General features: G+C 60.2%; 26 protein-coding genes. 10 read left to right on the forward strand and 16 right to left on the reverse strand.

Features of this window, described 5'->3' with window-relative positions; all coding sequences use genetic code 11:
- Nucleotides 1–14 precede the first annotated feature (14 nt).
- The 10 genes from BMY36_RS02875 to BMY36_RS02920 form a co-directional block, all read right to left on the reverse strand.
- Nucleotides 15–734, reverse strand: coding sequence for a c-type cytochrome (locus tag BMY36_RS02875; RefSeq protein ID WP_050518024.1), 720 nt, complete (start codon nucleotides 732–734; stop codon nucleotides 15–17).
- A 1-nt stretch (nucleotide 735) separates the two neighbouring features.
- Nucleotides 736–1,785 (reverse strand): c-type cytochrome, encoded by a 1,050-nt coding sequence (locus BMY36_RS02880; protein WP_050518023.1) that lies wholly within the window; start codon nucleotides 1,783–1,785, stop codon nucleotides 736–738.
- Nucleotides 1,769–3,034 carry a sulfite dehydrogenase gene (gene soxC / locus BMY36_RS02885; protein ID WP_050518022.1) on the reverse strand — a complete coding sequence of 422 codons (1,266 nt, stop codon included), beginning with the start codon at nucleotides 3,032–3,034 and terminating at the stop codon, nucleotides 1,769–1,771. Before soxC ends, BMY36_RS02880 begins: the two co-directional genes overlap by 17 nt.
- 27 nt (nucleotides 3,035–3,061) lie before the next feature.
- Complete coding sequence (soxB, locus tag BMY36_RS02890) at nucleotides 3,062–4,753, reverse strand: thiosulfohydrolase SoxB (protein ID WP_050518086.1); 1,692 nt, start codon at nucleotides 4,751–4,753, stop codon at nucleotides 3,062–3,064.
- A gap of 138 nt (nucleotides 4,754–4,891) precedes the next feature.
- Nucleotides 4,892–5,746 (reverse strand): sulfur oxidation c-type cytochrome SoxA, encoded by an 855-nt coding sequence (gene soxA / locus BMY36_RS02895; protein ID WP_050518021.1) that lies wholly within the window; start codon nucleotides 5,744–5,746, stop codon nucleotides 4,892–4,894.
- A 30-nt stretch (nucleotides 5,747–5,776) separates the two neighbouring features.
- Nucleotides 5,777–6,106, reverse strand: coding sequence for a thiosulfate oxidation carrier complex protein SoxZ (soxZ, locus tag BMY36_RS02900; protein ID WP_050518020.1), 330 nt, complete (start codon nucleotides 6,104–6,106; stop codon nucleotides 5,777–5,779).
- Nucleotides 6,107–6,123: 17 nt separating this feature from the next.
- Entirely contained in the window at nucleotides 6,124–6,543 is a 420-nt protein-coding gene (soxY, locus tag BMY36_RS02905; RefSeq protein ID WP_050518019.1) for a thiosulfate oxidation carrier protein SoxY, read from the reverse strand.
- Between the two features lie 26 nt (nucleotides 6,544–6,569).
- Nucleotides 6,570–7,043, reverse strand: a complete 474-nt coding sequence (gene soxX, locus BMY36_RS02910; protein WP_414811664.1) for a sulfur oxidation c-type cytochrome SoxX — start codon at nucleotides 7,041–7,043, stop codon at nucleotides 6,570–6,572.
- A gap of 127 nt (nucleotides 7,044–7,170) precedes the next feature.
- Nucleotides 7,171–7,728, reverse strand: a complete 558-nt coding sequence (locus BMY36_RS02915; protein WP_050518018.1) for a thioredoxin family protein — start codon at nucleotides 7,726–7,728, stop codon at nucleotides 7,171–7,173.
- 8 nt (nucleotides 7,729–7,736) lie between these two features.
- On the reverse strand, nucleotides 7,737–8,474 hold the full coding sequence (locus BMY36_RS02920) for a cytochrome c biogenesis CcdA family protein (RefSeq protein WP_050518017.1): 738 nt from the start codon (nucleotides 8,472–8,474) through the stop codon (nucleotides 7,737–7,739).
- A gap of 180 nt (nucleotides 8,475–8,654) precedes the next feature.
- On the opposite strand from BMY36_RS02920, the gene BMY36_RS02925 reads away from it, so the two are divergent.
- The 5 genes from BMY36_RS02925 to BMY36_RS02945 all read left to right on the forward strand — a co-directional run bounded on the left by BMY36_RS02925 (nucleotide 8,655) and on the right by BMY36_RS02945 (nucleotide 12,173).
- Complete coding sequence (locus BMY36_RS02925; protein WP_050518016.1) at nucleotides 8,655–9,044, forward strand: thioredoxin fold domain-containing protein; 390 nt, start codon at nucleotides 8,655–8,657, stop codon at nucleotides 9,042–9,044.
- A gap of 120 nt (nucleotides 9,045–9,164) precedes the next feature.
- Nucleotides 9,165–9,500 (forward strand): ArsR/SmtB family transcription factor, encoded by a 336-nt coding sequence (locus BMY36_RS02930; RefSeq protein ID WP_050518015.1) that lies wholly within the window; start codon nucleotides 9,165–9,167, stop codon nucleotides 9,498–9,500.
- An 11-nt stretch (nucleotides 9,501–9,511) separates the two neighbouring features.
- The gene (locus tag BMY36_RS02935) at nucleotides 9,512–10,558 is read left to right on the forward strand and encodes a YeeE/YedE family protein (protein ID WP_050518014.1); all 1,047 of its coding nucleotides are present in this window, start codon (nucleotides 9,512–9,514) and stop codon (nucleotides 10,556–10,558) included.
- 27 nt (nucleotides 10,559–10,585) lie between these two features.
- Nucleotides 10,586–11,245, forward strand: coding sequence for an aspartate/glutamate racemase family protein (locus BMY36_RS02940; RefSeq protein ID WP_050518013.1), 660 nt, complete (start codon nucleotides 10,586–10,588; stop codon nucleotides 11,243–11,245).
- 13 nt (nucleotides 11,246–11,258) lie between these two features.
- Complete coding sequence (locus tag BMY36_RS02945; protein WP_050518012.1) at nucleotides 11,259–12,173, forward strand: dihydrodipicolinate synthase family protein; 915 nt, start codon at nucleotides 11,259–11,261, stop codon at nucleotides 12,171–12,173.
- Between the two features lie 24 nt (nucleotides 12,174–12,197).
- Here BMY36_RS02945 and gndA read toward each other — a convergent pair whose 3' ends face one another.
- Nucleotides 12,198–13,610, reverse strand: a complete 1,413-nt coding sequence (gndA, locus tag BMY36_RS02950) for an NADP-dependent phosphogluconate dehydrogenase (RefSeq protein WP_050518011.1) — start codon at nucleotides 13,608–13,610, stop codon at nucleotides 12,198–12,200.
- The gene (locus tag BMY36_RS02955) at nucleotides 13,607–14,500 is read right to left on the reverse strand and encodes an SMP-30/gluconolactonase/LRE family protein (protein WP_050518010.1); all 894 of its coding nucleotides are present in this window, start codon (nucleotides 14,498–14,500) and stop codon (nucleotides 13,607–13,609) included. The genes gndA and BMY36_RS02955 overlap by 4 nt, the downstream gene beginning before the upstream one ends.
- Before the next feature lie 73 nt (nucleotides 14,501–14,573).
- On the opposite strand from BMY36_RS02955, the gene BMY36_RS02960 reads away from it, so the two are divergent.
- Nucleotides 14,574–14,993 (forward strand): GlcG/HbpS family heme-binding protein, encoded by a 420-nt coding sequence (locus BMY36_RS02960; protein ID WP_050518009.1) that lies wholly within the window; start codon nucleotides 14,574–14,576, stop codon nucleotides 14,991–14,993.
- 8 nt (nucleotides 14,994–15,001) lie between these two features.
- On the opposite strand, the gene BMY36_RS02965 is transcribed toward BMY36_RS02960, so the two are convergent.
- Nucleotides 15,002–16,072, reverse strand: coding sequence for an L-idonate 5-dehydrogenase (locus tag BMY36_RS02965; protein ID WP_050518084.1), 1,071 nt, complete (start codon nucleotides 16,070–16,072; stop codon nucleotides 15,002–15,004).
- Nucleotides 16,073–16,190: 118 nt separating this feature from the next.
- Between BMY36_RS02965 and BMY36_RS02970 the strand changes: the two genes are divergently transcribed.
- Nucleotides 16,191–16,940 (forward strand): SDR family oxidoreductase, encoded by a 750-nt coding sequence (locus BMY36_RS02970; RefSeq protein WP_217646615.1) that lies wholly within the window; start codon nucleotides 16,191–16,193, stop codon nucleotides 16,938–16,940.
- Nucleotides 16,937–17,440, forward strand: a complete 504-nt coding sequence (locus BMY36_RS02975; RefSeq protein WP_331458111.1) for a gluconokinase — start codon at nucleotides 16,937–16,939, stop codon at nucleotides 17,438–17,440. The genes BMY36_RS02970 and BMY36_RS02975 overlap by 4 nt, the downstream gene beginning before the upstream one ends.
- Nucleotides 17,441–17,487: 47 nt before the next feature.
- Here the strand turns inward: BMY36_RS02975 and lpxK are convergent, their stop codons facing one another.
- From lpxK to BMY36_RS02990, 3 genes are read right to left on the reverse strand one after another with little or no spacing between them, the layout of a single operon-like run.
- Nucleotides 17,488–18,480, reverse strand: a complete 993-nt coding sequence (gene lpxK / locus BMY36_RS02980; protein ID WP_050518008.1) for a tetraacyldisaccharide 4'-kinase — start codon at nucleotides 18,478–18,480, stop codon at nucleotides 17,488–17,490.
- A complete protein-coding gene (locus tag BMY36_RS02985; protein ID WP_050518007.1) occupies nucleotides 18,480–19,679 on the reverse strand; it encodes a 3-deoxy-D-manno-octulosonic acid transferase in 1,200 nt (399 codons plus the stop codon). Before BMY36_RS02985 ends, lpxK begins: the two co-directional genes overlap by 1 nt.
- 9 nt (nucleotides 19,680–19,688) lie before the next feature.
- Nucleotides 19,689–19,943 carry a DUF4170 domain-containing protein gene (locus BMY36_RS02990; RefSeq protein ID WP_050518006.1) on the reverse strand — a complete coding sequence of 85 codons (255 nt, stop codon included), beginning with the start codon at nucleotides 19,941–19,943 and terminating at the stop codon, nucleotides 19,689–19,691.
- 785 nt (nucleotides 19,944–20,728) lie between these two features.
- Here BMY36_RS02990 and BMY36_RS20395 point away from each other — a divergent pair.
- Together BMY36_RS20395 and BMY36_RS03005 are read left to right on the forward strand one after the other, a co-directional pair.
- Nucleotides 20,729–21,163 (forward strand): hypothetical protein, encoded by a 435-nt coding sequence (locus tag BMY36_RS20395; protein WP_244888652.1) that lies wholly within the window; start codon nucleotides 20,729–20,731, stop codon nucleotides 21,161–21,163.
- 360 nt (nucleotides 21,164–21,523) lie between these two features.
- Nucleotides 21,524–23,977, forward strand: a complete 2,454-nt coding sequence (locus BMY36_RS03005; protein WP_050518004.1) for a DEAD/DEAH box helicase — start codon at nucleotides 21,524–21,526, stop codon at nucleotides 23,975–23,977.
- Nucleotides 23,978–23,993: the final 16 nt, after the last annotated feature.

Consider the following 23,993-nt stretch of genomic DNA (forward strand, 5'->3'; position numbering starts at 1 on the left):
CCTCCCGTTATGTTTCAATTTTGGATTATAGCGTAATAGGCCGCGAGGGCGGCGATTTCTTCGTTCGACAGGCGGCCTGCCATCATTTGCATGACGGCATGGGGCCGCAATTTGGATTTATAGGCGTGCATGGCGGCGACAAAATCATCGGCGGGCCAGTTGGTGATGGAGGGGATGCCAGCGGCCGACCCATCGCGCAGGTGGCAGGTGGTACATTCCGCCGACAGGTATGCGCCATATTCGGGGTCGCCTTGCAGCGCCAGAATTTCGGGGGAAAGGGCTGGCCCCAGATCCGGCGCGGTGCGCAGGGCGGTGGGTTCCGCCTCAGGGATATTTTGCGGGCTGTCGGAGTAGTTGCGCAGGTAGGCCATCAGGTCGTGGCGTTGGGTGGGGTCTTTTAACCCGCGATAGGACATGCGGGTGTCGGACACCAAGGCGCGGGGATTTTCGATATAGGCATCAAGGCGTTCCAGCGTCCAATCCATCCCATCCGCGCCCATGCGGATCATGGATTTGGAATATTGAAAGCCGTCGATGCCACCCGCGCGGCGACCGTACACGGAGTTGAGGTTGGGGCCGATGCGGTTTTGGGCATCCGGCCCCACCATGTGGCATTGGGCGCAATCGCGGGCAAATATTTTTGCGCCGCTTTCCGTGTCGCCCAAGGTTTCTGCCGCGGCGCTGGTGGACAGCGCCGCGAGGAGGGGGAGGAGGAATTTGACCCCCCTGCCCATGCTATTCGGCGAACGTGGCGAGATAGGCGATGACGGCATCGCGGTCTTCGACCTTGCGCAAACCGGCAAAGGCCATTTTGGTTTTCGCCACCACGGCGCGTGGTTTTTCAAGGAAAGCGTGTAGCGTTGCGTCATCCCAAATCATACCCCCCGTTCCTGCTGCAACCATATCAGCAGAATATTTGAAGCCGTCAACCGTGCCTGCGGTGCGGTTGATCATACCGTTCAACACGGGGCCAACGCGGTTTTTGGCTGTGTCCCCAACTTGGTGGCAAGCGGAGCATTTTTTGAACACCTTCTCCCCTTCCGCGATCAAGGCGGGGTCTGCGGCGGCGGCCTCAACTGCGGGTTCGGCGGCTGCTGGTTCGGCAACAACTTCTGCTGCGGCCTCGGTCACAACGGCTTCAACCGGGCCGTCATCGGTGGTGTCGTTTGGGGTCACGTCCAAAATGGTGGCGTGCATGGTGATTTCGACACTATCCTTGCAGTTTTCCATACATGCGGGCTGTGAAAATGCGGCAAGTTCGGTGGTGTCGCGGTCATCCATGAAAAAGCCGCCCGCGTTTGGCAGCTCGAAACTGGCGAGGTTTTCGTTGGACAGCACGAAATCATCCTCGATCAAGTTGTTGGAATAAAGGATGTAGGCGAGGGTTGCATATACCTCATCCGGTTCCAGGGTTTGGGCGGCACCGAATGGCATGGAACGGTTGATGTAATCCCACGCGGTGGACAGGTGCGGCCAATAGCTGCCCACGGTTTTCAGCGGATCCTGGCGGTTCAGCGTGCCCATGCCACCAGCGAGTTTGGGCCAATTGCCAATCCCTTCGGCAAAGTCGCCATGGCAGGCGGCGCATTTCGCCTCAAACACGCCTTCGCCCGTCAGCGCATCGCCGGAGCCTGCGGGCAGGCCCACACCATCGGGGCGCACGTCACGGTTCCATGCCGCGATTTCTTCGGGCAGGGCCGCGCGGCCAAGGCCGAAAGTTTGGGCATAGATCGGGGTGGAGAGCAACACGGTTGCGGCGAGAGTGATATTAAGAAACTTCGACATTTTCAGCCTCCCCATTGGATTTGATCCACCAGGTTTGAATTGCGTTGTTGTGATAGACGGAGTTCAGGCCACGCACCGCACGCAGTTGCGATTTGGTAGGTTGGACGTAGCCCGTGCTGTCAGTGGCGCGCGATTGCAGCAGCATTTCTTCGCCCTGCCAGTTGTGATCGTAATAAAAGCGGGTCAGCGCCATATCCTGGCCCGGTGCGGCAAGGCGCGCGGGCATCCAAGTTTTGCCGCCATCGGTGGACACGTCCACGCCTGTCACAGCGCCGCGCCCGGACCATGCAAGGCCCGTGATCACCAAGGGGCCGTGCCCGTGCGTGATGGGCATTTGCGGGCTGGGGGCGGTGACAACCGATTTGGCATCCATGACCCATGTGAATTTGCGCGAGGTGCCGTTTGCCATGGTGTCGGTGTATTTCGACGTTTCTTCACGGCTTTCGACCGGGGCATCTGTCGCCTCCATCCGGCGGAGCCATTTGACCCACAGGTTCCCTTCCCAGCCCGGCACGATCAGGCGCACGGGGTAACCGTGTTCCATGCGCAGCGCCTCACCATTGGCCTTGAACGCGATCATGCAATCATCCAGCGCCTTTTCCATTGGGATGGAGCGCCCGTTGGACGACGCATCAGCCCCTTCGACAAACAGCCAGTTGGCGATTGGTTGCACGCCAGCCTCCTCCAACAGTGTGCGCAGGGTGACGCCGGTGTATTCCATGTTGTGGATCATGCCATGGGTGAACTGCGAGCCGTTCAGCTGCGCGCCGGCCCACTCCATGCCCGAATTTGCCGCACATTCCAGAAAACAGGTGCGGGTGACGCGGGGAAAGCGTTCTAGATCGGCGTAGGTGAACACCAAAGGCGTGTCGACCAAGCCATTGATCATCAAGCGGTAATCATCCTTGGACAATTCAATTGCGCCGGAATGGTGACGTTCAAAGGCGCACCCTTGGGGCGTGATGGTGCCATCAAGCGCGTGAATGGGCGTGAAGTTGATCGACGATATCACATCGGCGGTCAGCCATTCCACGTTGCGGCGGATGACATCGGACTCGAACCTAATGGGCAGGCCGTAGGGGGCATCATCGACGCCAACCCCAAGGCCGGATGCCCATTCTTGAACTTCGGTGATCATCGGGTCGGGCGTTTGGGCATGGGCGGCGTTGGCCACAAGGGCGCTGCCCGTGGCGGCACTGGCGGCCAGAAAGCCGCGCCGGGTGGTGCCTGTATTGGGCTTGTCTGACATGATCAAACCTTTCTGAAAGCGTTGCGGTTAGGCCCCGGTGACGGTGACCGAGGTGTTGGGTTCAAGTTTCACGGTGCCGATTTTGCGAATATGCGCTTCGACCACATCCCAGATGGGTGGGCCTTCGGCAGTTTCATTCACGCTTGCCCAGCCTGCGACGACGTAATTGCGCGCGGGGTCAATCGCCGCGCCCGTTTTCAGGTGGGTCATGTTGGAGATGCGGCTGCCGATGGGTTTGGACACGTCGATGGAGTATCCAAGCCCGCCAACCCGCACCATATCGCCGCCTTGCTGGTAATAGGGATCAACGTTGAACAGGTTGTCGGCCACATCCTCCAGTATCACATTCAGGAATTCGCCCGTCATTTCCGTGCGATAGCAGGCGGGATAAGTCATAGAGGTGGCGTTGTGGATATCTTCGCGGGTGATATTGTCACCCGGCATCACGGATGCACCCCAGCGCACGCCGGGGGACATGGCGATTTCGGCGTCCCGTTCGGACAGCATGGCGTCACAGATCAGATCATCCCATGTGCCGTTAAAATTGCCACGACGGTAGAGCAGGCTTTCGGTTTTGCCGATCACCTCCTCCAGCTGGTCCTTGAACGGTGCGCGTTCGGCGTCGATCAGTTGGGCCATTTCAGGGTCGGGCGTGATAACATCGGAGAAGATGGGGATGAGTTTGTGGCGGAACCCCATCATTTTGCCATCCCGCACATCGAGATCAACGCGAGAGACGTATTTGCCGTGGCTGCCCGACGCGATGAGGATGGTTTGGCCGACCAGCACAGGTTCGGGGATGGCGTCATGGGTGTGGCCGGTCAGGATAACGTCTATACCCTGCACGCGGCCTGCCATTTTGCGGTCCACATCAAAGCCGTTGTGCGAGAGGACAACAACCAGATCGGCGCCCGCCGCGCGCACTTCATCCACCATTTCCTGCATCCGTTCATCGCGGATGCCGAACGAGTATTCGGGGAACATCCAGCCGGGGTTGGCGATGGGCATGTAAGGGAACGCTTGGCCGATCACGGCGATTTTAGCGCCGCCGCGTTCGAACCATGTGTAGGGGTCGAATGCGGGTTCGTCCCATTCCTTGTCAAAGATGTTTTGGCCAAGGAAGGGAAAGGGCAGCGATTCCACGATTTCCTTGACGCGTTCGGTGCCAAGGGTCCATTCCCAGTGGGAGGTCATAGCCTCCACGCCCAGTTTATTCATCACATTGACCACGTCCTGACCTTTGGTAAGGAGTGAGGTCATGGAGCCGTGCCACGTGTCGCCGCCGTCCAGAATAATCGCCTCTGGCCGATCCGCGCGGATGGATTTGACCACCGTGGCCACCCGGTCCATGCCGCCCATTTTGCCATAGGTTTTGCCAAGGGCGGTGAAATCTTCATAGGTCAGCGCGTAAGCCTCGGGGGAGCCGGGGGTCAGGTTGAACTCTTTGATGAAATCCTTGCCGGTGATATGCGGCGGGATGCCCCGTACATCGCCCACGCCGATGTTGGTGTCCGGTTCGCGAAACCAGATGGGTTTCAACTGGGCGTGAATGTCGGTGATGTGGATAAGGGTGACATTGCCAAACGCATCGAACTGCAACAACTGATCTTGGGTCAACACTTGTTGTGCGGCAAGGCGCGACCAGTTGCCAACGCCAGACGCGCCGTAAAGGGCCGATGCGGCCACCGAGGCTTGGAGGAATTCGCGGCGCGAGATCATGGGGGACCCTTTCAAAGCAGGCATGCGTTTTCAAAGCGCCCAAAGGCGAGAAAAGCGGTTCAGGAATTTCACAAAGTTAGAGCCAGATGCAGGTTCACGGCAAATGCGGGCGTCCCGGTTCAGGGGCGCCCGAAAAGGTCAGTTGCGGACAGACACGCCTTCGACGGCCAGACCATTGCCGCGTGACGCGACATAAAGTTCCAACGCGTTAAATTCGTCCGAGCCGATCTTGAAAGTTTCGGCGCGGGTGTCGCGAACGCAGCCCACGAAACGGCCCTGTGCCGAGGTAAGTTTGGCATCTTTCAGGCGATACACCGGAAAGCCATTGGTCTGACCTTGGGACAAATGGTCGGACCGGATGTAATTGCCGTTGTTGTCTTCATGGCAATTGGCGCAAGACAGCTCCAACTGGCCGTAGCGGGTGTAATAGATTTCCTTGCCCTGCGCGTAAATTGGGGCAGCGGCCCCATCAACGGCAACGTTCACCAACTCGCCCCGCGATTGGAGCGAGATCAGGGCCAGCATATCCGTCATCGCTTCGGCCTTGTCGCCCCACGCCTCAGCGCCCATGCGGGTGGTGCGGCAATCGTTGATATAGGATTCGATGTTCATCACCTTGCCGGATTTCGCATCAACCCGCGGCGTCACGGCGCGCAGGCCCTTCATGCTTTCGGGGCCTTCATGGCAGGACGCGCAGGACTTGCCATCGGTGCCGTCTGCGGTATTCCAGCTGTCGATCCCACGATCCACAAAGATCATGCCCGGATTGTCGAAGTCATCCATTTGGATGGCGCGGGTTTCCGTATCACGAAACTGCCAGCCCGAGATAAGCTCCGTCAGCGCGCCATCAAGATGGGCGGCGGGTGCGGCGCGTGTGATAATTTCGCTACCGTCAATGATCAACGTGTCATTGGCGGGTTCGGCGTGGCCTGCAAAGGCAAAGCCAAGAAATGCGGTCGCGGCCAAGGCCGCTGTGATTGTCCGCTGCGTCATAGTGTTTCCTCCCTATTGGTGCTGCGGAAATCAGGTGATTTCGATGGGTTTGCTGTCTTCGTAAACAGAGCCATCATCATCATACCACGTGAATTTGAACTCGCCCGCCTCATTCACAACCGCCTCAAATTCGAAATAGGGATTGGTGGAAATTGCCGGTTCCATTGTCACGTCGATCACGTTCTTGCCGTTAAAATCGCAGGTAAAACGGTTTATGATCGAACGCGGAATGACAGCGCCATCTTTGTCTTTGCGCTGCCCGGATTCCATCTGGTGGCTGATCAGGGTTTTAAGCACAATCGCTTCACCAGCCTTGGCTGATTTCGGCACTTTTACGCGGGGTTTTACATCATTTGCCATGTTCTATTCTCCCTAATTCAGCCGCCGCAGCCGCCGATGGTGACCTTTACCTCGGACGAGGCGCGCACAAAGCTGCCATCAGGCATTTTGGCGATTGCGATCACGTCTTGGGTTTTTGACAGGCGAATCCGGGTGGAGGCCATATGCGCCCCCGCCAATTCGCCAAAGATGAAAGTGGCCACGGCAGGTGTCGGGTTGCCTGCGGCCAAAATCATGATGGATACGGCACCGGGGGCATCAACGCCCACAGGCACAGTGTTGCCGTTTTCCGCGATTTCTGGCGCGGTCAGTGTAACGCCGGGGCCTACAACCACTTCGGCACCACCGGTAAAGGCGGCGACCGCCTCATCCACGGCGGCAAATGCAGACACCGGGATCGCGGCGGCAGCTACGCTGCCCAAGGCCAGCACAAGGGCATTTCTTCTGGTAAGGATCATCTTGTCACTCCTCTGGTGGCGATGGATTATTCTTTGAATGTCATAAGATAGGCGACGACATCTTCGACCTGCTGCGCGCTGAGCACGGGGGGCAGGGGCTCTGTGCCAGCCTTGCCCGTATAGGCGTCGCCGGGGCGGATATAGCCGGATGTTTTGTAAAATGAGGGCATGATGGTGCCGTCAAACGTCATCTTTGCATTGGCCACAAGCCCGCGCAACTGCGCCTCGCTCCAGCGATCTGCCGCGCCATCAAGTGTGGGGCCAACGGTGCCGGGGAATGGGATATCCTTGGTGATCTCTGCCGCATGGCAGGCCACGCAATTCCCCAGACCTGCGGTTGCGAATACTTTTTTACCTTCTTCCGGATTGCCAGCGGCCCCCGAAAGCGATTGCTCAACTGCCCCTTCCGTGAATGCCACGGCCTCAGGTGCCACTTGTGCAACAGCCGCTCCCGCGCAAAACGCAGAAACGGTCATGCCAATAAGAATTTGGCGCATCATTCGAACTCCTCCCTGTTTCCTCCGAATCCAACGTTAGACCATGCATGCCTTTGTATGCAACAATGATATTTCAATAATTGCATATATAAAAGTTCGCGGGTTTCCCCCAGTCGTGGGTTTCCCCCAATCACGGCGTTCCCATAGTGCGGGCGACGTATTTCTGGAAATGCTCGCCCGTCAGATATTCTTTGTCCTTAACCCAAGTCAAAAGCGCCTTGGTCGTGCCCGCCTCAAACGCGCCGGGCATGGTGACCACGGCGGCTTGCTGCGCGGTTTGGCCCGCCTCCACCTCCTCGGGGAAAAACATCATTGTGGGGGTGAACACCACGCCCCAACGCCGTGCCATGTCCTTTTCGGCAAGGGTTGTGCCGTCGAAATCCGTCACCTCCACATCGCCAAACAGGTTCATCTGCACCACGAAATACGTCTCACGGATCAGCGCGTCGATGGCGGGGTCGGGAAAAATAACCTCATGCATTTTGGTGCAATAAATGCAGCCGCGCTGTTCCCAGATCACCAGCAGGCGCTTGCCCTCCGCGTTCGCCTCGGCCAAATCCTCGGTCAAATCCTTGAAGGTGTCGCGCAACCATGTGGGCTTGTGCAGCCCGTCATCCCCCAATGCGGCGGCGTGAACGGGCAGGGCAAGGGCGATGATGGTGGCAAGGGTGGCGAACAGACGTGTCATAATGGCTCCTATCTTAACGTGCTGGACCAGTCGAAATTGCGGATCATGTAGTCGGCGATGTAGTTGACGGAATTGGTGGCGATCAGAATGGCAAAAATGACCAGCATCGCGCCCATCACCTTTTCCACATGGCCCAGATATTTGCGGTTGCGCCCGACCCAAGCCAGAAACGGTTTGGCAAACAGCGCGGCAATGACAAAGGGCAAGGTCATCGCCAAGCCGTACACCAGCAGCAACGACCCGCCCGTCCACAAATCCCCCGATGCCGACGCCATGAATAAAATCGCGGCCAGCGCGGGCCCAACACAAGGCGTCCAACCAAACCCGAATGCCAACCCCATGACATAAGCACCAATGAAACCCGTGGGCTTCGCGCGCGTTTCCAGCCGCGCCTCCCGGTACAAAAACGGCACTTTGATGATACCCAAAAAATGCAACCCGAACACCAGCAATACGGCGGCTGCCACATAAGACAACTGATCTTTCCACTGAATAAACGCGGACCCCAGCGCCGTCGCCCCCAGCCCCAACAGCACAAAAATGGTGGTCACCCCCAGCGCAAATGCCACCGCAGACCCTACCAACCGCCGTTGCGCCCCCGGCGCAATCTGGTTGTCACCGCGCAATTCCTGCATGGAAATCCCGGCCATATAAGACAAATAAAACGGCACCATCGGCAAAATGCAGGGCGACAGAAAGCTAAGCAATCCCGCCAGCGCCGCCCCGCCATAGCTGATATCAAACATAAACTGTCCTGACCTCATTCATCTTGGCAAAAATACCTCACGGGGGTCCGGGGGTGTGAAGCCCCCGGCGCGTGCCCGCAACCAACCGATAGGAACCGTGCCACAGGGACCGGGCCATAAGGACTTGCACCAACACCAATTCATATTACAATGTGAATATATTTAACGGGAACGTCAATCATGCTCCGCAGCCGCCGCACCCTTATTTCGCATATCGCGGCCATCGCCTTGGCGGGTTCCGCCGGGCTTGCGTCTGCCCAAGAACTGACGCTTTTTATGGTCGAACAAAAAGGCTGCATTTACTGCGAACGCTGGCACGCAGAGGTGGGCGACGCCTATCCCAAAACCTCTGAAGGGCGGGCGGCCCCGCTGCGCCCAATTGATTTGCGCGCGGACCCGCCCGAAGGCGTCACCTTTGCGCGCCGTGCGGTTTTCACCCCCACCTTTATTCTGGTGCGCGATGGTGCCGAAATTGCCCGCCTCGAGGGGTATCCGGGCGAAGATTTCTTTTGGCCCTTGCTTGCCGAAATGCTGACCGATGCGGGCGCGGTGCTGGAACCGGGCGGGTAACGCATTGTTTTTGCCGCATCGCCCGTTTTCATGCCATAACAGCCGCAAATTCGGTTGGCCCATCATGGGCCGAACGACATCAAAGGAATGCGGGGCGTGGCACCTGACACAGCAAAACGAATGACCAGCGGGCACAGCAGTGCGAACGACACGGCGATTCCCCCCGAACAGATGGTGCAAAACGCCTATGAGGCGGCGAATTTCCTAAAGGCGCTGGCGCATGAAGGGCGGCTGATGATTTTATGCCACCTGTCGTCTGGCCCAAAAAGCGTGACAGAGCTGGAAACGCTGTTGTCGTCGCGCCAAGCGGCGGTCAGCCAGCAACTCGCCCGTTTGCGGTTGGAGGGGCTGGTTTCGGCGCGCCGCGATGGCAAGGCGATTTTCTATTCCTTGCAGGACCCAAAGGTTATTCGGGCCGTTGCACTGGTCTACGATATGTTTTGCACGCCAGAATAAGGGTCTGAACCATGGAAAACCTTCCCTTTGGCGTGATGGCAGCAATGGCGGGCTTGCTGGCAGGGGTGGTTTTGGGTCTTGCCGCGCGGTTGGGCGATTTTTGCACATTGGGTGCGCTGGAATCCGCGCTTTATGGCGACGATCAGCGGCGGTTGCGGCTGTGGGGCGTCGTGCTGGCCGTGGCGATTTTTGGCACGCATCTGGGCGCATATTTCGGCTGGGTGCAGATCTCGGCGACGTTTTACCATCAGATCGCGTGGAGCCCTGTGGCGTCGATCGCGGGCGGGTTGCTGTTTGGCTATGGCATGGCGATGGCGGGCAATTGTGGGTTTGGCGCGCTGGTGCGGTTTGGCGGCGGGGATTTGCGGTCGCTGGTTGTCGTTGTGGTCATGGGAATTTTCGCCTTTGTGGCGCTGTCGGGGCCGCTGGCACCCCTGCGCAACGCGCTGTTTGCCCAAAGTGATGCGACCGGCCCGCAAGGCATTGCCCAAGATGTGAACCGGCTTTTGGGCATTGCCCCTTTTGTCACGGCGGGGGCGGTGTCGCTGGGGTTGCTGATCTGGGCGCTGGCCCATTCGGGCTTGCGCGCATCGCCCCGAAAGCTGGTTTGGGGCGTGGCGGCGGGGCTGGCCGTGGTCTGGTCCTTTGTGGCCACAAGCTGGCTGGCGGACCAAAGTTTCGGCGCGGTCGGGGTGGAGGGGTTGTCGTTCACCGCCCCCCTTGGCCGCACGCTAATATGGCTTATGACATCAACCGCGGGCGGGATTTCATTTTCCGTGGGCACGGTTTGCGGCGTGATGCTGGGCGCATTGGCGGGATCGTTGTGGCGCGGCATGTTTAGGTGGGAGGCGTGTGAGGACCCGCGCGAATTGGGCCGCCAAGTGTCGGGCGCGGCCATGATGGGCGTGGGTGGCGTGATCGCGCTGGGCTGTTCGATGGGGCAAGGGGTGTCTGCCTTTGCCACGCTGGCGTGGTCTGGTCCGGTGACATTAGCGGCGATTGCACTCGGGGCGGTGGTGGGCCTCCGCCAGCTGATCGGTGGATTTCAGCCTGATTAGAGCCTATTTTGTGCAGGGGAACGCGTTTTGACCATCCATATCATCAACCCAAACAGCCTGAGCCATGTGACGGATGGCATCGCGCGCGCCGTGGCCCCGATCGCGGCCGCATCCCCCGTGCCCATCACCTGCCACACGCTGGCCGATGGCCCGCCCGGCATTGAAACCCAAGCGCATGTGGACGGGGTTGTGGCCCCCATGTTGCATTTTGCCAGGGGGCTGGAAACGGATGCCAGCGCCTTTGTCGTGGCGTGTTTTTCCGATCCCGGTCTGGCCGCGCTGCGCGAACAAAGCAAAGTGCCCGTGATTGGTATTGCCGAGGCCGCGGTGCTGACTGCGATGACCATGGGCCAGCGGTTTGGCATTATTTCCATCCTGTCAAAATCCATCCCCCGCCACATGCGCTATTTGGGGGCGATGGGGGTGATGGACCGTTTGGCCGCCGATTTACCGCTTGAATTGGGCGTGCAAGATTTGGCAGATGAGGCGCGGACCTTTGCACGCTTGCAAGAGGTGGGGCGCACCTTGCGTGATGGCCACGGGGCCGAGGTGTTGATCCTTGGCTGTGCTGGAATGGCCGCCTTTCGCGCAAGGTTAGAGACTGATTTGGGGCTGCGTGTGGTGGAGCCATGCCAAGCCGCCGCTGCAATGGCCGTGGGGCGCGTGGCGTTGGCACGGGCGCAATAAGGGGGAGATTTCGATGTTTGATGAAACAGCAGCAGGCGTTTATGTGATTGCCGTAACGCCATTTTTGCCGGATGGGTCGGTGGATATGGACAGCACCGACCGCATGGTGGATTTTTATCTGGATGCCGGGGCAACGGGCCTGACCGTGCTGGGCATTATGGGCGAAGCACCGAAATTGACTGGGGCGGAAAGTGCGGCCTTTGTGAAACGCATCGTGGCGCGGGTGGCGGGCCGGGTGCCCGTGATTGTGGGCGTATCAGCCCCCGGTTTTGCGCAAATGGAAGGGTTGACCAAATCGGTGATGGAGAGTGGTGCGGCGGGCGTTATGGTCGCCCCGCCCAACCATTTGCGCACCGATGATCAGATTGTCGGGTACTACCACCAAGCCGTTGATTTTATCGGCGACGCACCAATGGTGGTGCAAGATTTCCCTTTGGTCACCGGGGTGCAAATGTCGGTGCCTGTGATCGCGCGGATTGTGCGCGATTTGCCGACCTGCGTGTGCTTAAAGCACGAAGATTGGCCGGGGCTGGAAAAGATCAGCACCCTGCGCAAGCCGGGGGTTTTGGACCGGCGCATTTCCATTCTGTGCGGCAATGGTGGGGTGTTTTTGCCCGAAGAAATGGCGCGCGGGGCGGATGGGGCGATGACTGGATTTGCATATCCTGAAATGATGGTGTCGGTGGTAAAACACCATGCCAGCGACCCGGAACGTGGCCGCGATTTGTTCGATGCTTACTTGCCGCTGGCGCGGTTTGAACAGCAACCGGGCCTTGGTTTGGCCATTCGCAAACATGTTCTCGCCAAACGCGGTGTTATTGCCCATGCGACCCAGCGCCGGCCGGGGGCCGCCCTGTCGCCCGCTGGCGTGGCGGAGGTGGAGGCGCTGATGGCCCGCCTGACCCGCCGTTTGGCCGAATTGGGGTAGGGTGGGTGTAACCCACCGCCCCTTTCAGCCATTCATCGCCCATGGCCCGTGGTGGTCTGCGCCACCGTCTAGCCGTTCAAACCCATGCGCGCCAAAGAAATCGCGCTGGGCTTGAATCATGTTGGCGGTGGATCGCCCCGTGCGCATCATATCAAACCACGCCAGCCCCGATGCCAGTGCAGGCACGGGCAACCCATGCAGCGCCGCCGTGGCAACCACTTTGCGCAGGGCGTGGTGGGTGTTTTTCAGATGGTCGGCAAAGAATGGCGCCAGCATCAAGTTGCGCGCCGGATCATCTGCCAATGCGGTTGCCATATCGTTCAACATGGACGACCGGATGATGCACCCTTCGCGCCACACTTTTGCGATGTCGGGCAGCGGCAGCGCCCAGCCAAATTCGGTTGACGCGGCCGTGATTAGCGCGAAACCTTGGGCATAGCACAGGATTTTACCTGCGATCATCGCCGCCTCCAGATCCGCCACCTCCAGCGTGCTGGGGGGCAAGGGTTGCGGGGCCGCGCCAAACGCCGCCTGCCCGCGCAACCGTTCATCCAGCCGGGCGGATGTGTTGCGCGCCATGACCGCTGCCTCAATCACCGGGATGGGCGCGGACAGGTGCTGCGCCTCAATCACCGTCCAGCGGCCTGTGCCCTTTTGGCCCGCACGGTCAAGGATGATGTCGATCAGGGGCGCGTTGGTTTTGGCATCGGTGACAGCCGTGACGGCTGCTGAAATTTCGATCAGATAAGATTGCAGTGGGCCCGCGTTCCACCCATCAAGCACCGCGGAAATGGCGGGGGCGGGCATTGCCATACCGTCGCGCATCACGCCGTATACCTCGGCGATCATCTGCATGTCGGCGTATTCGATGCCGTTGTGAACGGCTTTGACAAAGTGGCCTGCGCCCGCCTCACCCATCCAAGTGGCGCAGGGGGTGCCTTGATATTTTGCGGCGATGGCGTGCAAAACAGGCTCTAACCTTGCCCAATCTTGGGCGCGGCCACCCCCCATGATGGACGGGCCGTGCCGCGCGCCTTGTTCACCGCCCGACACACCGATGCCCATAAACTGCGGCCCGCCCTGTGCGGCTGCGGCAGACCTGCGGTTGGTGTCACGAAAATTGGCGTTGCCCGCGTCGATGATCAGATCACCATCGTCCAACAGCGGTGTGAGGGCTGCGATTTGATCATCCACCGCTTGGCCCGCTGGCACCATCAGGATGATCGCGCGCGGAGTTTTCAGGGCTGCGACCAAACCTTTCAGGCTGTCGGTGGGCGTGATGCGCGGGGCCAGATCGCCTGCGGTTTTGGCAAAACGGTGGGTCACATCGGTTGTGCGGTTCCAAACAGCGATGGCAAACCCCTGTTCCGCGATATTCAGGGCCAGCATTGCCCCCATCGTGCCAAGGCCGATCAGGCCGATATCGGATTGGGTCATGGGGTCTGCGCTCCGCTTCTGTTCAGGGTAATGGTGTAAAGGCTGGTGGTGGCGGTGATGTACAATTGATGCTTGGCCCGCCCGCCAAAGCAGATGTTAGAGACGATTTCGGGCACTAGGATTTTACCAAGCATATCGCCCTGCGCGCTGATGCAATGCACGCCGTCGCCCGCCGATGTCCAGATATTGCCATCCGTGTCGCAGCGCAGCCCGTCTGCTGCACCCGGGGTAACGCTGTGAAACACCGCGCCGCCCGACAGCGTGGCCCCGGTCACGCCAAACGCGCGAATATGCTGCGCATCTTGCGAAAACATACGCCCGGTGTCGGCGATATAAAGGCGGGTTTCATCGGGGGAAAACGCAAGCCCGTTGGGGCAGTTGAAATCGGTCGCAACGGCGGCAATCGTGCCATCCGGGTCCACGCGGTAGACGTTGCAGGGCAGGTCTTGGGTCCCTGCGAACCCTTCGTAATTCGTCATAATGCCGTAATGCGGGTCGGTAAACCAGATGGACCCATCGGAATGGACCACCACATCATTGGGCGAATTTAACCGCTTACCGTCAAAGCGGTCCGCGATGATGGTGATGGACCCATCCCATTCGGTGCGCGTCACCCGCCGCGTGCCATGTTCGCATGACACCAACCGCCCCATCCGGTCGCGGGTGTGGCCGTTCGCATAGTTGGACGGCGCGCGATATGTCGTTACCCCCGCGCCGGGGGTGTAGCGCAGGATGCGGTTGTTCGGGATATCGGAAAACAGCAAGCACCCCGCATCGCCAAACCAAACCGGCCCTTCGACCCAATCAAACCCGGTCGCCACCTGCTTTAACGGCGCGTTGAACAGGACGTATTTGCCAAAGCGCGGGTCGATGGCATCATAAAAGGACATTGCGGTTTTCCTTTGGGGCTGGTTGTGTGGGCGCAGCAGGCCATTTGGCCGGGGTCAAACAAGGGGGGATACCATGGGATTTACCGAGGACGCAAAGGTGCTGACAAACGCCGCTGTCATTGCGATGCTGGGCGCGGGCTGCGCCAAGGCGGATGCGATGGGCCAGCCGCAATGTTTGGTGATTGTGGACGCATCCGGCGTTGATTTGGGCGTGTTGCGGATGCGCGGGGCCAAGTTTTTGTCGCTGAAATCGGCGCGGGCCAAGGCGCAAACCGCCGCCAGCACCGGCGGGCAAACCGCGAATATCCCCGAAGCGATGCGCATCCCGCTGGGGCAGGCCACGGGCGGTGCGGTTACCGGGTTGTCGGGCGGTTTGCCCATTCGGATGGGCGGCGTGTTGGTGGGCGGTATCGGCGTTGGTTCCGGCAGCGGCGCGCAGGATATTGAGGTGGGGCAAGCGATGCTGGCCACAATCGGCGCCGATCTGGCCTAAGGGTTTCGTCAAAACGCGATTTGCGCCTTCATCGCTTGTGTGCGGTCTGATGCGATTTTGAACGCATCCTCGGCCCGATGCAGCGGCAGGGTGTGGGTGATCAAGGGTTTCACGTCGATCAACCCCTTTTGCATCAGGCCCACACCCACCGCAAATTCCGCATGAAACCGGAAGGAGCCGCGCAAATCCAGCTCCTTTGATGTGATCGCCATCATCGGCAGGGTCATGTCACCCCCAAGGCCCAGCTGCAAAATGACTCCACGCGGGCGCATCGCCATGATGCCCGCCGCCAGCGCTTGCGCGGCCCCCGAACATTCGTACAAAACGTCAAAAGTGCCTTTGTTGGCACTGTATTCGGCCAGCGCGTCGGGGTCGCTGCCCATATTGATCACCCGGTCCGCCCCACATTGGCGCGCCAGACCCAACGTGAAATCAGACAAATCGGTTGCCACAATTTCCGCAGCCCCTGCGCGGCGTGCGGCGAGTATCGACAAAACCCCAATTGGCCCGCAACCTGTCACCAAAACCCGCTTTCCCAACATCTCGCCCGCGCGTTTGGTGGCGTGCAAGGTCACGGCCAGCGGTTCGGCCATCGCCGCCTCGCCCGCCGTTAACCCATCGGCGGGCACGCATTGGCGGGCATCGGCGACCAAATCTTGGCGAAACGCGCCTTGGATATGCGGAAAGGGCATCGCAGATCCGTAAAACCGCATGTTCAGGCAATGATTGGGCAACCCTTCGGCGCAATACCGACAGTGACCGCAAGGGCGCGAGGGCGACACGGCGACCAATTGCCCCACGCGCAACCCCTCCACGCCCACGCCAATTTCGGTGACATGCGCCGACACCTCATGCCCCAAAATCATCGGTTCACGCAGCCGGATCGCGCCAAACCCGCCGTGGTTGTAATAATGCAAATCCGACCCGCACACCCCGCCTGTGGCCAGTGCCAAGCGCACTTCACCCGCGCCGGGGGCGGATGCTGCCACCTCCTCCACCCGCAAATCATGGGCGGCGTGGATTACGATGGCTTTGGTTTTCCCAGTTTCGGTTTTCCCAGTCTTGGTTTTGGCGGGCATGGCGGTTTCCCCAATCATGACTTCTTGGCATTTGATTATTTTGGTATACCATAATCCACAATGGCGGAATGGCAACTGTATTGCCGCGCCCCGCCGAAATGACAGGAAGGGACTGCGGATGGATTTGTTTAACTTGGCCGGAAAGCGCGCTTTGATCACCGGGTCATCCCAAGGGATTGGCTTTGCGCTGGCAAAGGGGTTGGCCGCTGCGGGGGCGCAGGTGGTTCTGAACGGGCGCGATACGGGCAAACTGGCGGCGGCGGCGGCGCAGATTGCGGGGGCCAAAACGCTGGCCTTTGATGCGACGGACCACATGGGCGTGCGCGCGGCGGTGGATGGGTTTGAAGGGGCCGTGGGCCCGATCGACATTTTGGTGAACAACGCCGGCATGCAGCACCGCAGCCCGTTGGAGGATTTTCCCGCCGATGCGTTTGAACGCCTGTTGCAAACCAATATCGCCAGCGTTTTCCATGTGGGCCAAGCGGTTGCGCGCCATATGATCGCGCGAAAAGCGGGCAAGATTATCAACATCGCATCGGTTCAAACCGCGCTCGCCCGTCCGGGCATTGCACCTTATACGGCGACCAAAGGGGCGGTGGGCAACCTGACCAAAGGCATGGCGACCGATTGGGCGAAACACGGGTTGCAATGCAATGCCATTGCACCGGGGTATTTCGACACGCCATTGAACGCGGCCTTGGTGGCGGATCCGGATTTCAGCGCGTGGTTGGAAAAACGGACCCCCGCGGGCCGCTGGGGCAATGTCGATGAATTGGTGGGGGCGTGCATATTCCTGTCGTCGCCTGCGTCCAGCTTTGTGAATGGCCATATCCTATATGTGGATGGCGGCATAACGGCGTCTCTGTGACGGCGCTTCGGCTGGTTTTGATGGGGGTGGCGGGGTGCGGTAAATCCTCGGTTGGGGCGGCGTTGGCCCCGATGTTGGGGGCGGTTTATGTCGATGGCGATGATTTGCACCCCGCCGCCAACATCGCCAAAATGCGCGGGGGGCAGGCGCTGACGGATGCAGATCGCTGGCCTTGGTTGGCGGCTGTTGGGTCTGCGCTGCATCTGCCGGGGCGTATTGTGGGGTGTTCGGCTTTGAAACGCAGCTACCGCGCGCGGATTGCGGACCATGCAGGCGGCCCGGTTTGGTTTGTGCATCTGTTGGGCAGCAAGGCAGTTATTGCTGCCCGCATGGCCGCCCGGTCTGGGCATTTCATGCCCGCTAGCTTGCTCGACAGTCAATTCGCTGTATTAGAGCCTGTTTTGCCAGACGAATCCGCCATAACCGTCGATATTGACCAACCCATGACCACCCTGCTGGAGGAGATTGTGGCAAAGCTTGGGTTGAAAGCACATTCTTAACCCGCGCTAAATTCGTCTTGGCTTAAATACCTAAATTCCGCCCGGTGTCACAGGCCCAAGCGGTCAAAATGCGTCTCTAACACTGCCCAATCGTCCAATCGCAGCCGCACAGGCAGGGTCAACACTTTGGGGCGAAAGGCGGGCGGCAGGCGCACCGCGTCTTTTTCCGTGGTCACCAATTGCGCCCCAAGGCTGGTCGCCTCATGCTCCAACCGCCGCAAAATCGTGTCGGTGAACGGCTGATGATCGCTCAATGCCTCGCCGCGCAGCACATTGGCCCCGGTTGCGCGCAGCGTGGCAAAGAATTTGTCAGGGTGGCCAATGCCTGCAAAGGCCAGCACGGGTTCGCCCGCCCAATCCATCCCCATTTGCAGCACGTCCAACCGCCCGGTAAGGTGTGGCAAGTGCAATTGCGTGCCCCAAGTTGTGGAAAATTGCGCCTGCGCTGCCGGGTCGCCAATCGACAGCACCACATCCGCCCGCGCAAGGCCTACCGCCACAGGTTCGCGCAGCGGCCCCGCAGGCAGGCAGCGCCCATTGCCAAACCCGCGCTGGGCGTCGACCACAACCAACGATAGTGATTTGGCGATGTTAGGGTCTTGAAACCCATCATCCAGCAGCACCACTTGCGCCCCGGCGGTCTGCGCCGCTGCCACCCCCGCAGCCCGATCGCGCACGACCCAAGTGGGGGCAAAGGCCGACAACAGCAGCGGTTCATCCCCGGTATCTGCCGCGCTGTGTTGCCGTGCGTCCACCAAAACAGGCCCCGCCAGCCGCCCGCCATAGCCGCGTGAAACGACATGCACGGCGCGCCCGCGGGCGGTCAGGCGTTCGATCAAGGCGATTGCCGTGGGCGTTTTGCCCGTGCCGCCTGCGTTCAGGTTGCCGATGCAAATCACGGGCACACCCGCCGTCACGCCCACCCCTTTGCGCAGTCGCCGGGCCGTGGCGGCCCCGTAAATCCAGCCCAGCGGGGCGAGGACCCGCGCGCGCCAATCGGGGGCGCTGGGGGGGGTATTCCAAAAACCGGGGGCTTGCATCAAGGCGTTGCCTCCAGCAAATCGCAGATCACTTTGATCACGCGGTCCGTCGCCTCTGCCCCATCGGATTCCACGGCCCAGGCGGCCTGCGCCAGTTTGGCGGACCTGTCGGGGGCCAAAAGTTCACCCAAGGCGGTGGAAAGTTCGCCCGCGTTGCGCACCAAACTGGTCGCTTGCGCCGACGCGAGGCGGCCCAGCGTGGCCCCGAATGGCCCGGCGCGGGGGCCATGCAGGATGGCGGAGCCCAGCGCTGCTGCCTCCATCGGGTCGCGGTTGGTGCCTGCGTCTGTCATGCCGCCGCCCAAATAGGTGACCGGGGCGAGGCGATACCACAGGCCAAAATCCTGCGCGGGGTCAGTGATATAGACCTGCACGTCGGACTCCGGCTCCTCCTCGGCGGCGCGGCGGGCGATGGTCCAGCCTTCGGTGTCTTCCATCATCTGGACCAGCGCCGGGATGCGCGCGGGATCTTGGGGGGACAGGATCAACAGCAGGCGGTGGGCCAGTCGCATGGCGCTGCGGTGGGCGGTGATCACGGCCGCCTCCTCTGCCTCGGGCAATCCGGCGGCGAACCAAACAGGGCGGGTCGCGAGGAGGGCGGCGAGGGCCGTGCGCTCCGCCTCTCGGCAGGGGAGGACCGCGCTGGGGCTTTCCATGCGGCCTGTGATTTGCAAGGCGGGATCGCTGGCCCCGGCGGCCCGAAAAGCGCGGACGGCGGGGCCATCAATCGCAAGGATCGCGCTGAAGGTGCCCAAAAGGCCGCGGATCAGCCCCGGCCACCAGCCGTCGCGGCCCCGCATCAGGGTGGGCGCGCGGGCATCGACCAGCAGGGCGGGGATGCGGCGGGTGTGCGCCTCGGCCAGCAAGGCGGGACGCAGCTCCCCCTCCGCGAGGATGAGGATATTGGGTTGCCAGTGGTCCAGCATGGCCCGCGCTTCGGCCGGGGTATCGTTGGGGGTGGGTTGCCACAGGATACCGCCGTGGCGCAGATCGGGGTTGGTGTCGCTGGTGATCAGGATGTTGAGGCCGTGATCCTCCTCCAGCCGGCGGGCGAGGCCGGTGATTTGCGGCTGACTGTTGGGGCTGGGGGCGTGAAGCCAGACCAGCGGGCCGTGCGGGCGGGTGGGCCTGTTCGCAGCGCTGGCGGGGGTGGCCCGGTTCGCCAGATTATAGAGGGTGAGGCCGAGAGAATAGGCCATTTGGGGGCGTTACGCGCCGAGTTCGGCGGTGGGGGATGTGGGCTGACCTTCGTCATTCAAACGGTGGATATGGGCAATGAAATAGCGGGTCTGCGCCTCATCCACTGTCCTGTGCGCCTCGGCCTTCCAAGCTTGATAGGCGGTGGCGTAATTGGGGAACATGCCGACGATATGGATGGCATCGGGGTTTTTGAAAACGGTGCTGTCGGTGCTGATAAGTTCGCCGCCAAAGACGAGGTGAAGGCGCTGTTGGGGGGTGGTCATCGGGCTGCTCCGTTTCAGGGAAAAAAGGTTGAGCGCAGGGTAGTGGGTTTGGGGCGCGCGCGAAAGGGGGTGCGAAATCGCGCGCGATGCGGCGGGTAAGGCGTTGGTTTTGTTTGGTTATGGGATTTTTGTTAAGACTTTGGTAAGGTTTGGATCGCGGTTTTGGGGGTGGGTTTGGTGCATTGCACCGCCGCCAGTGCCCAGAGCGCAGGGGAATGTTGATTGGCGATTTCTGATGTGCCAAAATCCTTTAACAACTGGTTGAGTTTTGAACGGGGTTTTTGGCGGCGGAAAATGGGTGTTTTTGAAGCCGTGCCAAAAATTTGAAGCCGTGCCAAAAAGGAGCGTTTGTTTCTCTGTTAAAGGGGCCGCTGTGTGGGCACAGTCTCTGCACCTTGAACCTTCGTTGCACGGGATAACATTGGATTTTTGTAAGTATATGGCTAAAAAGCGAAAACCCGCGAGGACCAGTTACGGCTGTCGCGGGCATCTAAGAATTTGAAGGCCTGAATTTGCCTTCGATTAGCCTCTTATATGGTTTCACATGCGGACTTGTCAAGCCCAGCATTGAGGCCGAGAATGACACCGAGTGGAGCATTAATACATTGTTATCTATCATAATATCTCAGGAAAGATTAACTAAGTACCTGGCTGAGGCCGGACATGACTCGGATAGAGCACTAGCGCTCTATGGTTGGAATATCTAGCTCAGCGAGTCATTTTTTCCAGTGCTGAGCGCTGCTGAGGTGTGCCTGCGCAACACCTTGGTAACCCGCCTAACCGAAATGTATGGTCAAAATTGGTGGGAAGATCCCGCATTTCTTTTACAAATCAGGAGTGGAGGTAAGAGAATTGTAAAGACGGCTGGTGACAAGCTTGCAAATACAGGAGCCGTAACTTCAGGCAGGATGACTGCCGAACTTAACTTTGGCTTCTGGGTAAAAATGTTGCTACCTCGTCATGAGGCAGTCTTTTGGCCGAACTTTCACGCCAATTTTTCTCATTTACCAGCAGCGGTATCATACGAAAGATTATACAAGCGGTGTGATGATGTTCGTGAGTTTCGCAATCGCATTTTTCACCATGAGCCTATCTTACACAGAAACATAACCGCCGAGTACAGTCAGATCATGGAGCTGATCAAATGGTTTAGCCCTGACAAAGCAACTTGGATCAAGACGTATTCGCGGGTGATGACGGTGGTACGGCAAAAGCCTTGAAGCTAAGTTCCCAAAAACGATCGTTTTTGGCACACTCAACATCCCCATCGCCGCTCTCGTATTTTTTGCTTTCACGCACGCCCACCCCGCTGGGATATTTTGGCGGTTGTGTGGTGGTGCATCATGCAGTTGGCGCGGGGTTGGACGGGGCGGTGGGTTGGAAACCCACCCTACGCGGCGGGGCGTTAAGGGTGCGCGCAAGTTTTCCCCAAGTTGGCGTGGACTCGGGGGGGGAATTGGCGTATGAGGCGCCCTTGGCCCGAAGATGTTCCGGTGCTGGTGGGCGCGGAGGCCCTTACCAGTCAGGGGTGTGGTGGCCGTTTACCGGGCCGATGTGCCCCCCTGATTTAGGCAGAATACATGATTGAGAACGTGAATATCGCCGGGCCATTGGCCGCGGCGCTGGAAGCCAAGGGCTATGCCAGTTTGACGCCTGTGCAAGAGGCAGTTTTGGTGGAGGAAGCGGCGGGGCGTGACCTGCTGGTTTCGGCGCAGACCGGATCTGGCAAAACTGTGGCATTTGGTTTGGCGATTGCGCCCGATTTGCTGGCGGGGGCGGAGCGGTTTTTGTTTGCCGACGTGCCGCAAGCGTTGATTATTGCGCCGACGCGGGAATTGGCGCTGCAGGTCGCGCGCGAATTGGAATGGCTGTATGCCGAGGCGGGCGCAAAGATTGCGACCTGCGTGGGCGGCATGGATTACCGGACCGAAAAGCGGCGTTTGGACCAAGGCGCGCATATTGTTGTGGGCACGCCGGGGCGGTTGCGCGACCATATTGATCGGCGCTCGCTTGATTTGTCCGGCCTGAAGGCGGCGGTTTTGGACGAAGCGGACGAAATGCTCGATTTGGGGTTTCGCGACGATTTGGAGTATATTCTGGCCCAAGCGCCGGAAGATCGCCGGACGTTGATGTTTTCGGCGACCGTGCCAAAAGCGATTGCGGAACTGGCCAAGGTTTTCCAAAACGACGCGCTGCGGTTGCAGACGGCGGGTGAGGCCAAGCAGCACGTCGATATCGAATATCGCGCGTTGTCGGTGCAAGTGCGCGACCGGGAAAACGCGATATTCAATCTGCTGCGGTTTTATGAAGCGCCGACAGCGATTGTGTTTTGCAAGACGCGGGTGAACGTCAACAGCTTGATGGCGCGGATGGGCAACCGCGGGTTCAAGGTTGTGGCGCTGTCGGGCGAGTTGAGCCAGCAAGAGCGGACCAACGCGCTGACATCGCTGCGCAGCGGGCGCGCGCAAGTGTGTATTGCGACGGATGTGGCGGCGCGGGGCATCGATTTGCCGGGGCTGGAATTGGTTATCCACGCCGATTTGCCCAGCAATTCCGAGATTTTGTTGCACCGTTCGGGGCGGACCGGGCGCGCGGGGTCCAAAGGGGTTTCGGCGCTGATCGTGGCGCCAAGCGAGTTTCGCAAGGCGCAGCGGTTGTTGCAGGGTGCCAAAGTGGTGGCGGAATGGGGGGCGGCCCCATCGGCAGACGAGGTGCAAGAGCGCGACGACCAGAGGATTTTGGAGCATCCAGCCCTTGGGCCCAATGACGGAGAAAATGCTGTTTTGGCCGCGACCCTGTTGGACCGCTTTGGTGCCGAGCAAGTTGCAGCGGCGTTTGTGAGCATTTGGCGGCAGGGGCGATCATCGCCCGAAGTGCTGTCTGAGGTGGCAAATGCGGGTGAACGGGCGGCCCCTGCGCCGCGCGGCGAATTTGGTGCATCGGTGTGGTACACGATTTCGGTGGGTCATACGGGCCGGGCCGAAGCGCGTTGGTTGTTGCCGAAAATTTGTGAGGCGGGCGGGATTACCAAGGATGGTATTGGCGCGATCCGCGTGCAGCACGACCTGACCTATGTGCAGATTGGCAAGGCTGTGGCCGATAAGTTTGGCGCGGGTTTGGCAATTGAAGAGGGCGTGGAAATGGTGCGGATGGAGGGGGAGCCGTCACTGGACCGCCCCGAACGCCCGGCCCGGCCTGCGCGCGCGGAAAAGCCTGCGTATAAGGCGAAACCGTCGCGGTTTATTGAAGATGATGCGCCATTGCCGGAGCGCAAACCCTATACCAAGCGGGAGCCTGCGGGCGATGCGTGGAGTTCTGACAGCGGAACGCCTGCTGGGTTTGAAGGCAAGGCGGAAGGGTCGAAACGGGCGGCGAAGCCATATGCCAAGCCTGAGGGCGCGAAACCCTATGCCAAGCCTGCGGGGGATAAGCCTTATGGCAAGCCCGCTGCGAGGCCTGCCGATGGCGAGAAGAAGGCATGGGTCAAGCGCGAGCCGGGCGATGGCAAGCCGTGGGAAGATCGCGGCGATGCGCCTGCGCGCAAACCCTATGCCAAGCGCGAGGACGGTGCGAAACCTTATGCCAAGCCAGCGGGCGACAAGCCGTACGGCAAGCCAGCGGGCGACAAGCCCTATGCGCCACGGGGCGACAAGCCTTATGCAAAGCGTGCGGAGGGGGAGGGGGCAAAACCCTATGCCCGCAAGGCCGAGGGCGATGCGCCAAAACCTTATGCAAAGCGGGCCGATGGGGCGAAACCCTATGCGCCGCGCGGGGCCAGTCCGGATGCGGGAGGCGAGCGTAAGCCACGCTGGAAGCCCGAGGAAGGCGCTGCGGCCAAGCCACGGTCGGCAGGGATGAAATCACACGGCGGGGCGGAGGGGAAACCTGCGCGGTCTGCCGGGTTCAAATCGCACGGGGCGGAAGGCAAGAGTTTTGGCAAGCCGAGTGCGGGCAAGCCATTTGCCAAACCTGCAAAGCCGAAAGCGAACCCGAACGACACCAGCAAACGCTTTGTGCCGCCGAAAAAAGGGTAAATTTTAAGGAAAGGGC

Origin of the sequence: Pseudorhodobacter antarcticus (assembly GCF_900110135.1) — a bacterium.
GTDB classification, from domain to species: Bacteria; Pseudomonadota; Alphaproteobacteria; order Rhodobacterales; family Rhodobacteraceae; genus Pseudorhodobacter; species Pseudorhodobacter antarcticus.

Coding starts and splice junctions, on each gene's coding strand:
- BMY36_RS02960 (WP_050518009.1), top strand. CDS start 14,574: ATGGGATTTACCGAGGACGCAAAGGTGCTGACAAACGCCGCTGTCATT.
- BMY36_RS02955 (WP_050518010.1), bottom strand. CDS start 14,500: ATGTCCTTTTATGATGCCATCGACCCGCGCTTTGGCAAATACGTCCTG.
- BMY36_RS02935 (WP_050518014.1), top strand. CDS start 9,512: ATGGAAAACCTTCCCTTTGGCGTGATGGCAGCAATGGCGGGCTTGCTG.
- BMY36_RS02985 (WP_050518007.1), bottom strand. CDS start 19,679: ATGGCCTATTCTCTCGGCCTCACCCTCTATAATCTGGCGAACCGGGCC.
- BMY36_RS02920 (WP_050518017.1), bottom strand. CDS start 8,474: ATGTTTGATATCAGCTATGGCGGGGCGGCGCTGGCGGGATTGCTTAGC.
- lpxK (WP_050518008.1), bottom strand. CDS start 18,480: ATGCAAGCCCCCGGTTTTTGGAATACCCCCCCCAGCGCCCCCGATTGG.
- BMY36_RS02930 (WP_050518015.1), top strand. CDS start 9,165: ATGACCAGCGGGCACAGCAGTGCGAACGACACGGCGATTCCCCCCGAA.
- soxC (WP_050518022.1), bottom strand. CDS start 3,034: ATGTCAGACAAGCCCAATACAGGCACCACCCGGCGCGGCTTTCTGGCC.
- BMY36_RS02970 (WP_217646615.1), top strand. CDS start 16,191: ATGGATTTGTTTAACTTGGCCGGAAAGCGCGCTTTGATCACCGGGTCA.
- soxB (WP_050518086.1), bottom strand. CDS start 4,753: ATGATCTCGCGCCGCGAATTCCTCCAAGCCTCGGTGGCCGCATCGGCC.
- soxZ (WP_050518020.1), bottom strand. CDS start 6,106: ATGGCAAATGATGTAAAACCCCGCGTAAAAGTGCCGAAATCAGCCAAG.
- BMY36_RS02880 (WP_050518023.1), bottom strand. CDS start 1,785: ATGTCGAAGTTTCTTAATATCACTCTCGCCGCAACCGTGTTGCTCTCC.
- BMY36_RS02945 (WP_050518012.1), top strand. CDS start 11,259: ATGTTTGATGAAACAGCAGCAGGCGTTTATGTGATTGCCGTAACGCCA.
- BMY36_RS03005 (WP_050518004.1), top strand. CDS start 21,524: ATGATTGAGAACGTGAATATCGCCGGGCCATTGGCCGCGGCGCTGGAA.
- BMY36_RS20395 (WP_244888652.1), top strand. CDS start 20,729: ATGTATGGTCAAAATTGGTGGGAAGATCCCGCATTTCTTTTACAAATC.
- BMY36_RS02925 (WP_050518016.1), top strand. CDS start 8,655: ATGCTCCGCAGCCGCCGCACCCTTATTTCGCATATCGCGGCCATCGCC.
- gndA (WP_050518011.1), bottom strand. CDS start 13,610: ATGACCCAATCCGATATCGGCCTGATCGGCCTTGGCACGATGGGGGCA.
- soxX (WP_414811664.1), bottom strand. CDS start 7,043: ATGATGCGCCAAATTCTTATTGGCATGACCGTTTCTGCGTTTTGCGCG.
- BMY36_RS02915 (WP_050518018.1), bottom strand. CDS start 7,728: ATGACACGTCTGTTCGCCACCCTTGCCACCATCATCGCCCTTGCCCTG.
- soxY (WP_050518019.1), bottom strand. CDS start 6,543: ATGATCCTTACCAGAAGAAATGCCCTTGTGCTGGCCTTGGGCAGCGTA.
- soxA (WP_050518021.1), bottom strand. CDS start 5,746: ATGACGCAGCGGACAATCACAGCGGCCTTGGCCGCGACCGCATTTCTT.
- BMY36_RS02875 (WP_050518024.1), bottom strand. CDS start 734: ATGGGCAGGGGGGTCAAATTCCTCCTCCCCCTCCTCGCGGCGCTGTCC.
- BMY36_RS02990 (WP_050518006.1), bottom strand. CDS start 19,943: ATGACCACCCCCCAACAGCGCCTTCACCTCGTCTTTGGCGGCGAACTT.
- BMY36_RS02965 (WP_050518084.1), bottom strand. CDS start 16,072: ATGCCCGCCAAAACCAAGACTGGGAAAACCGAAACTGGGAAAACCAAA.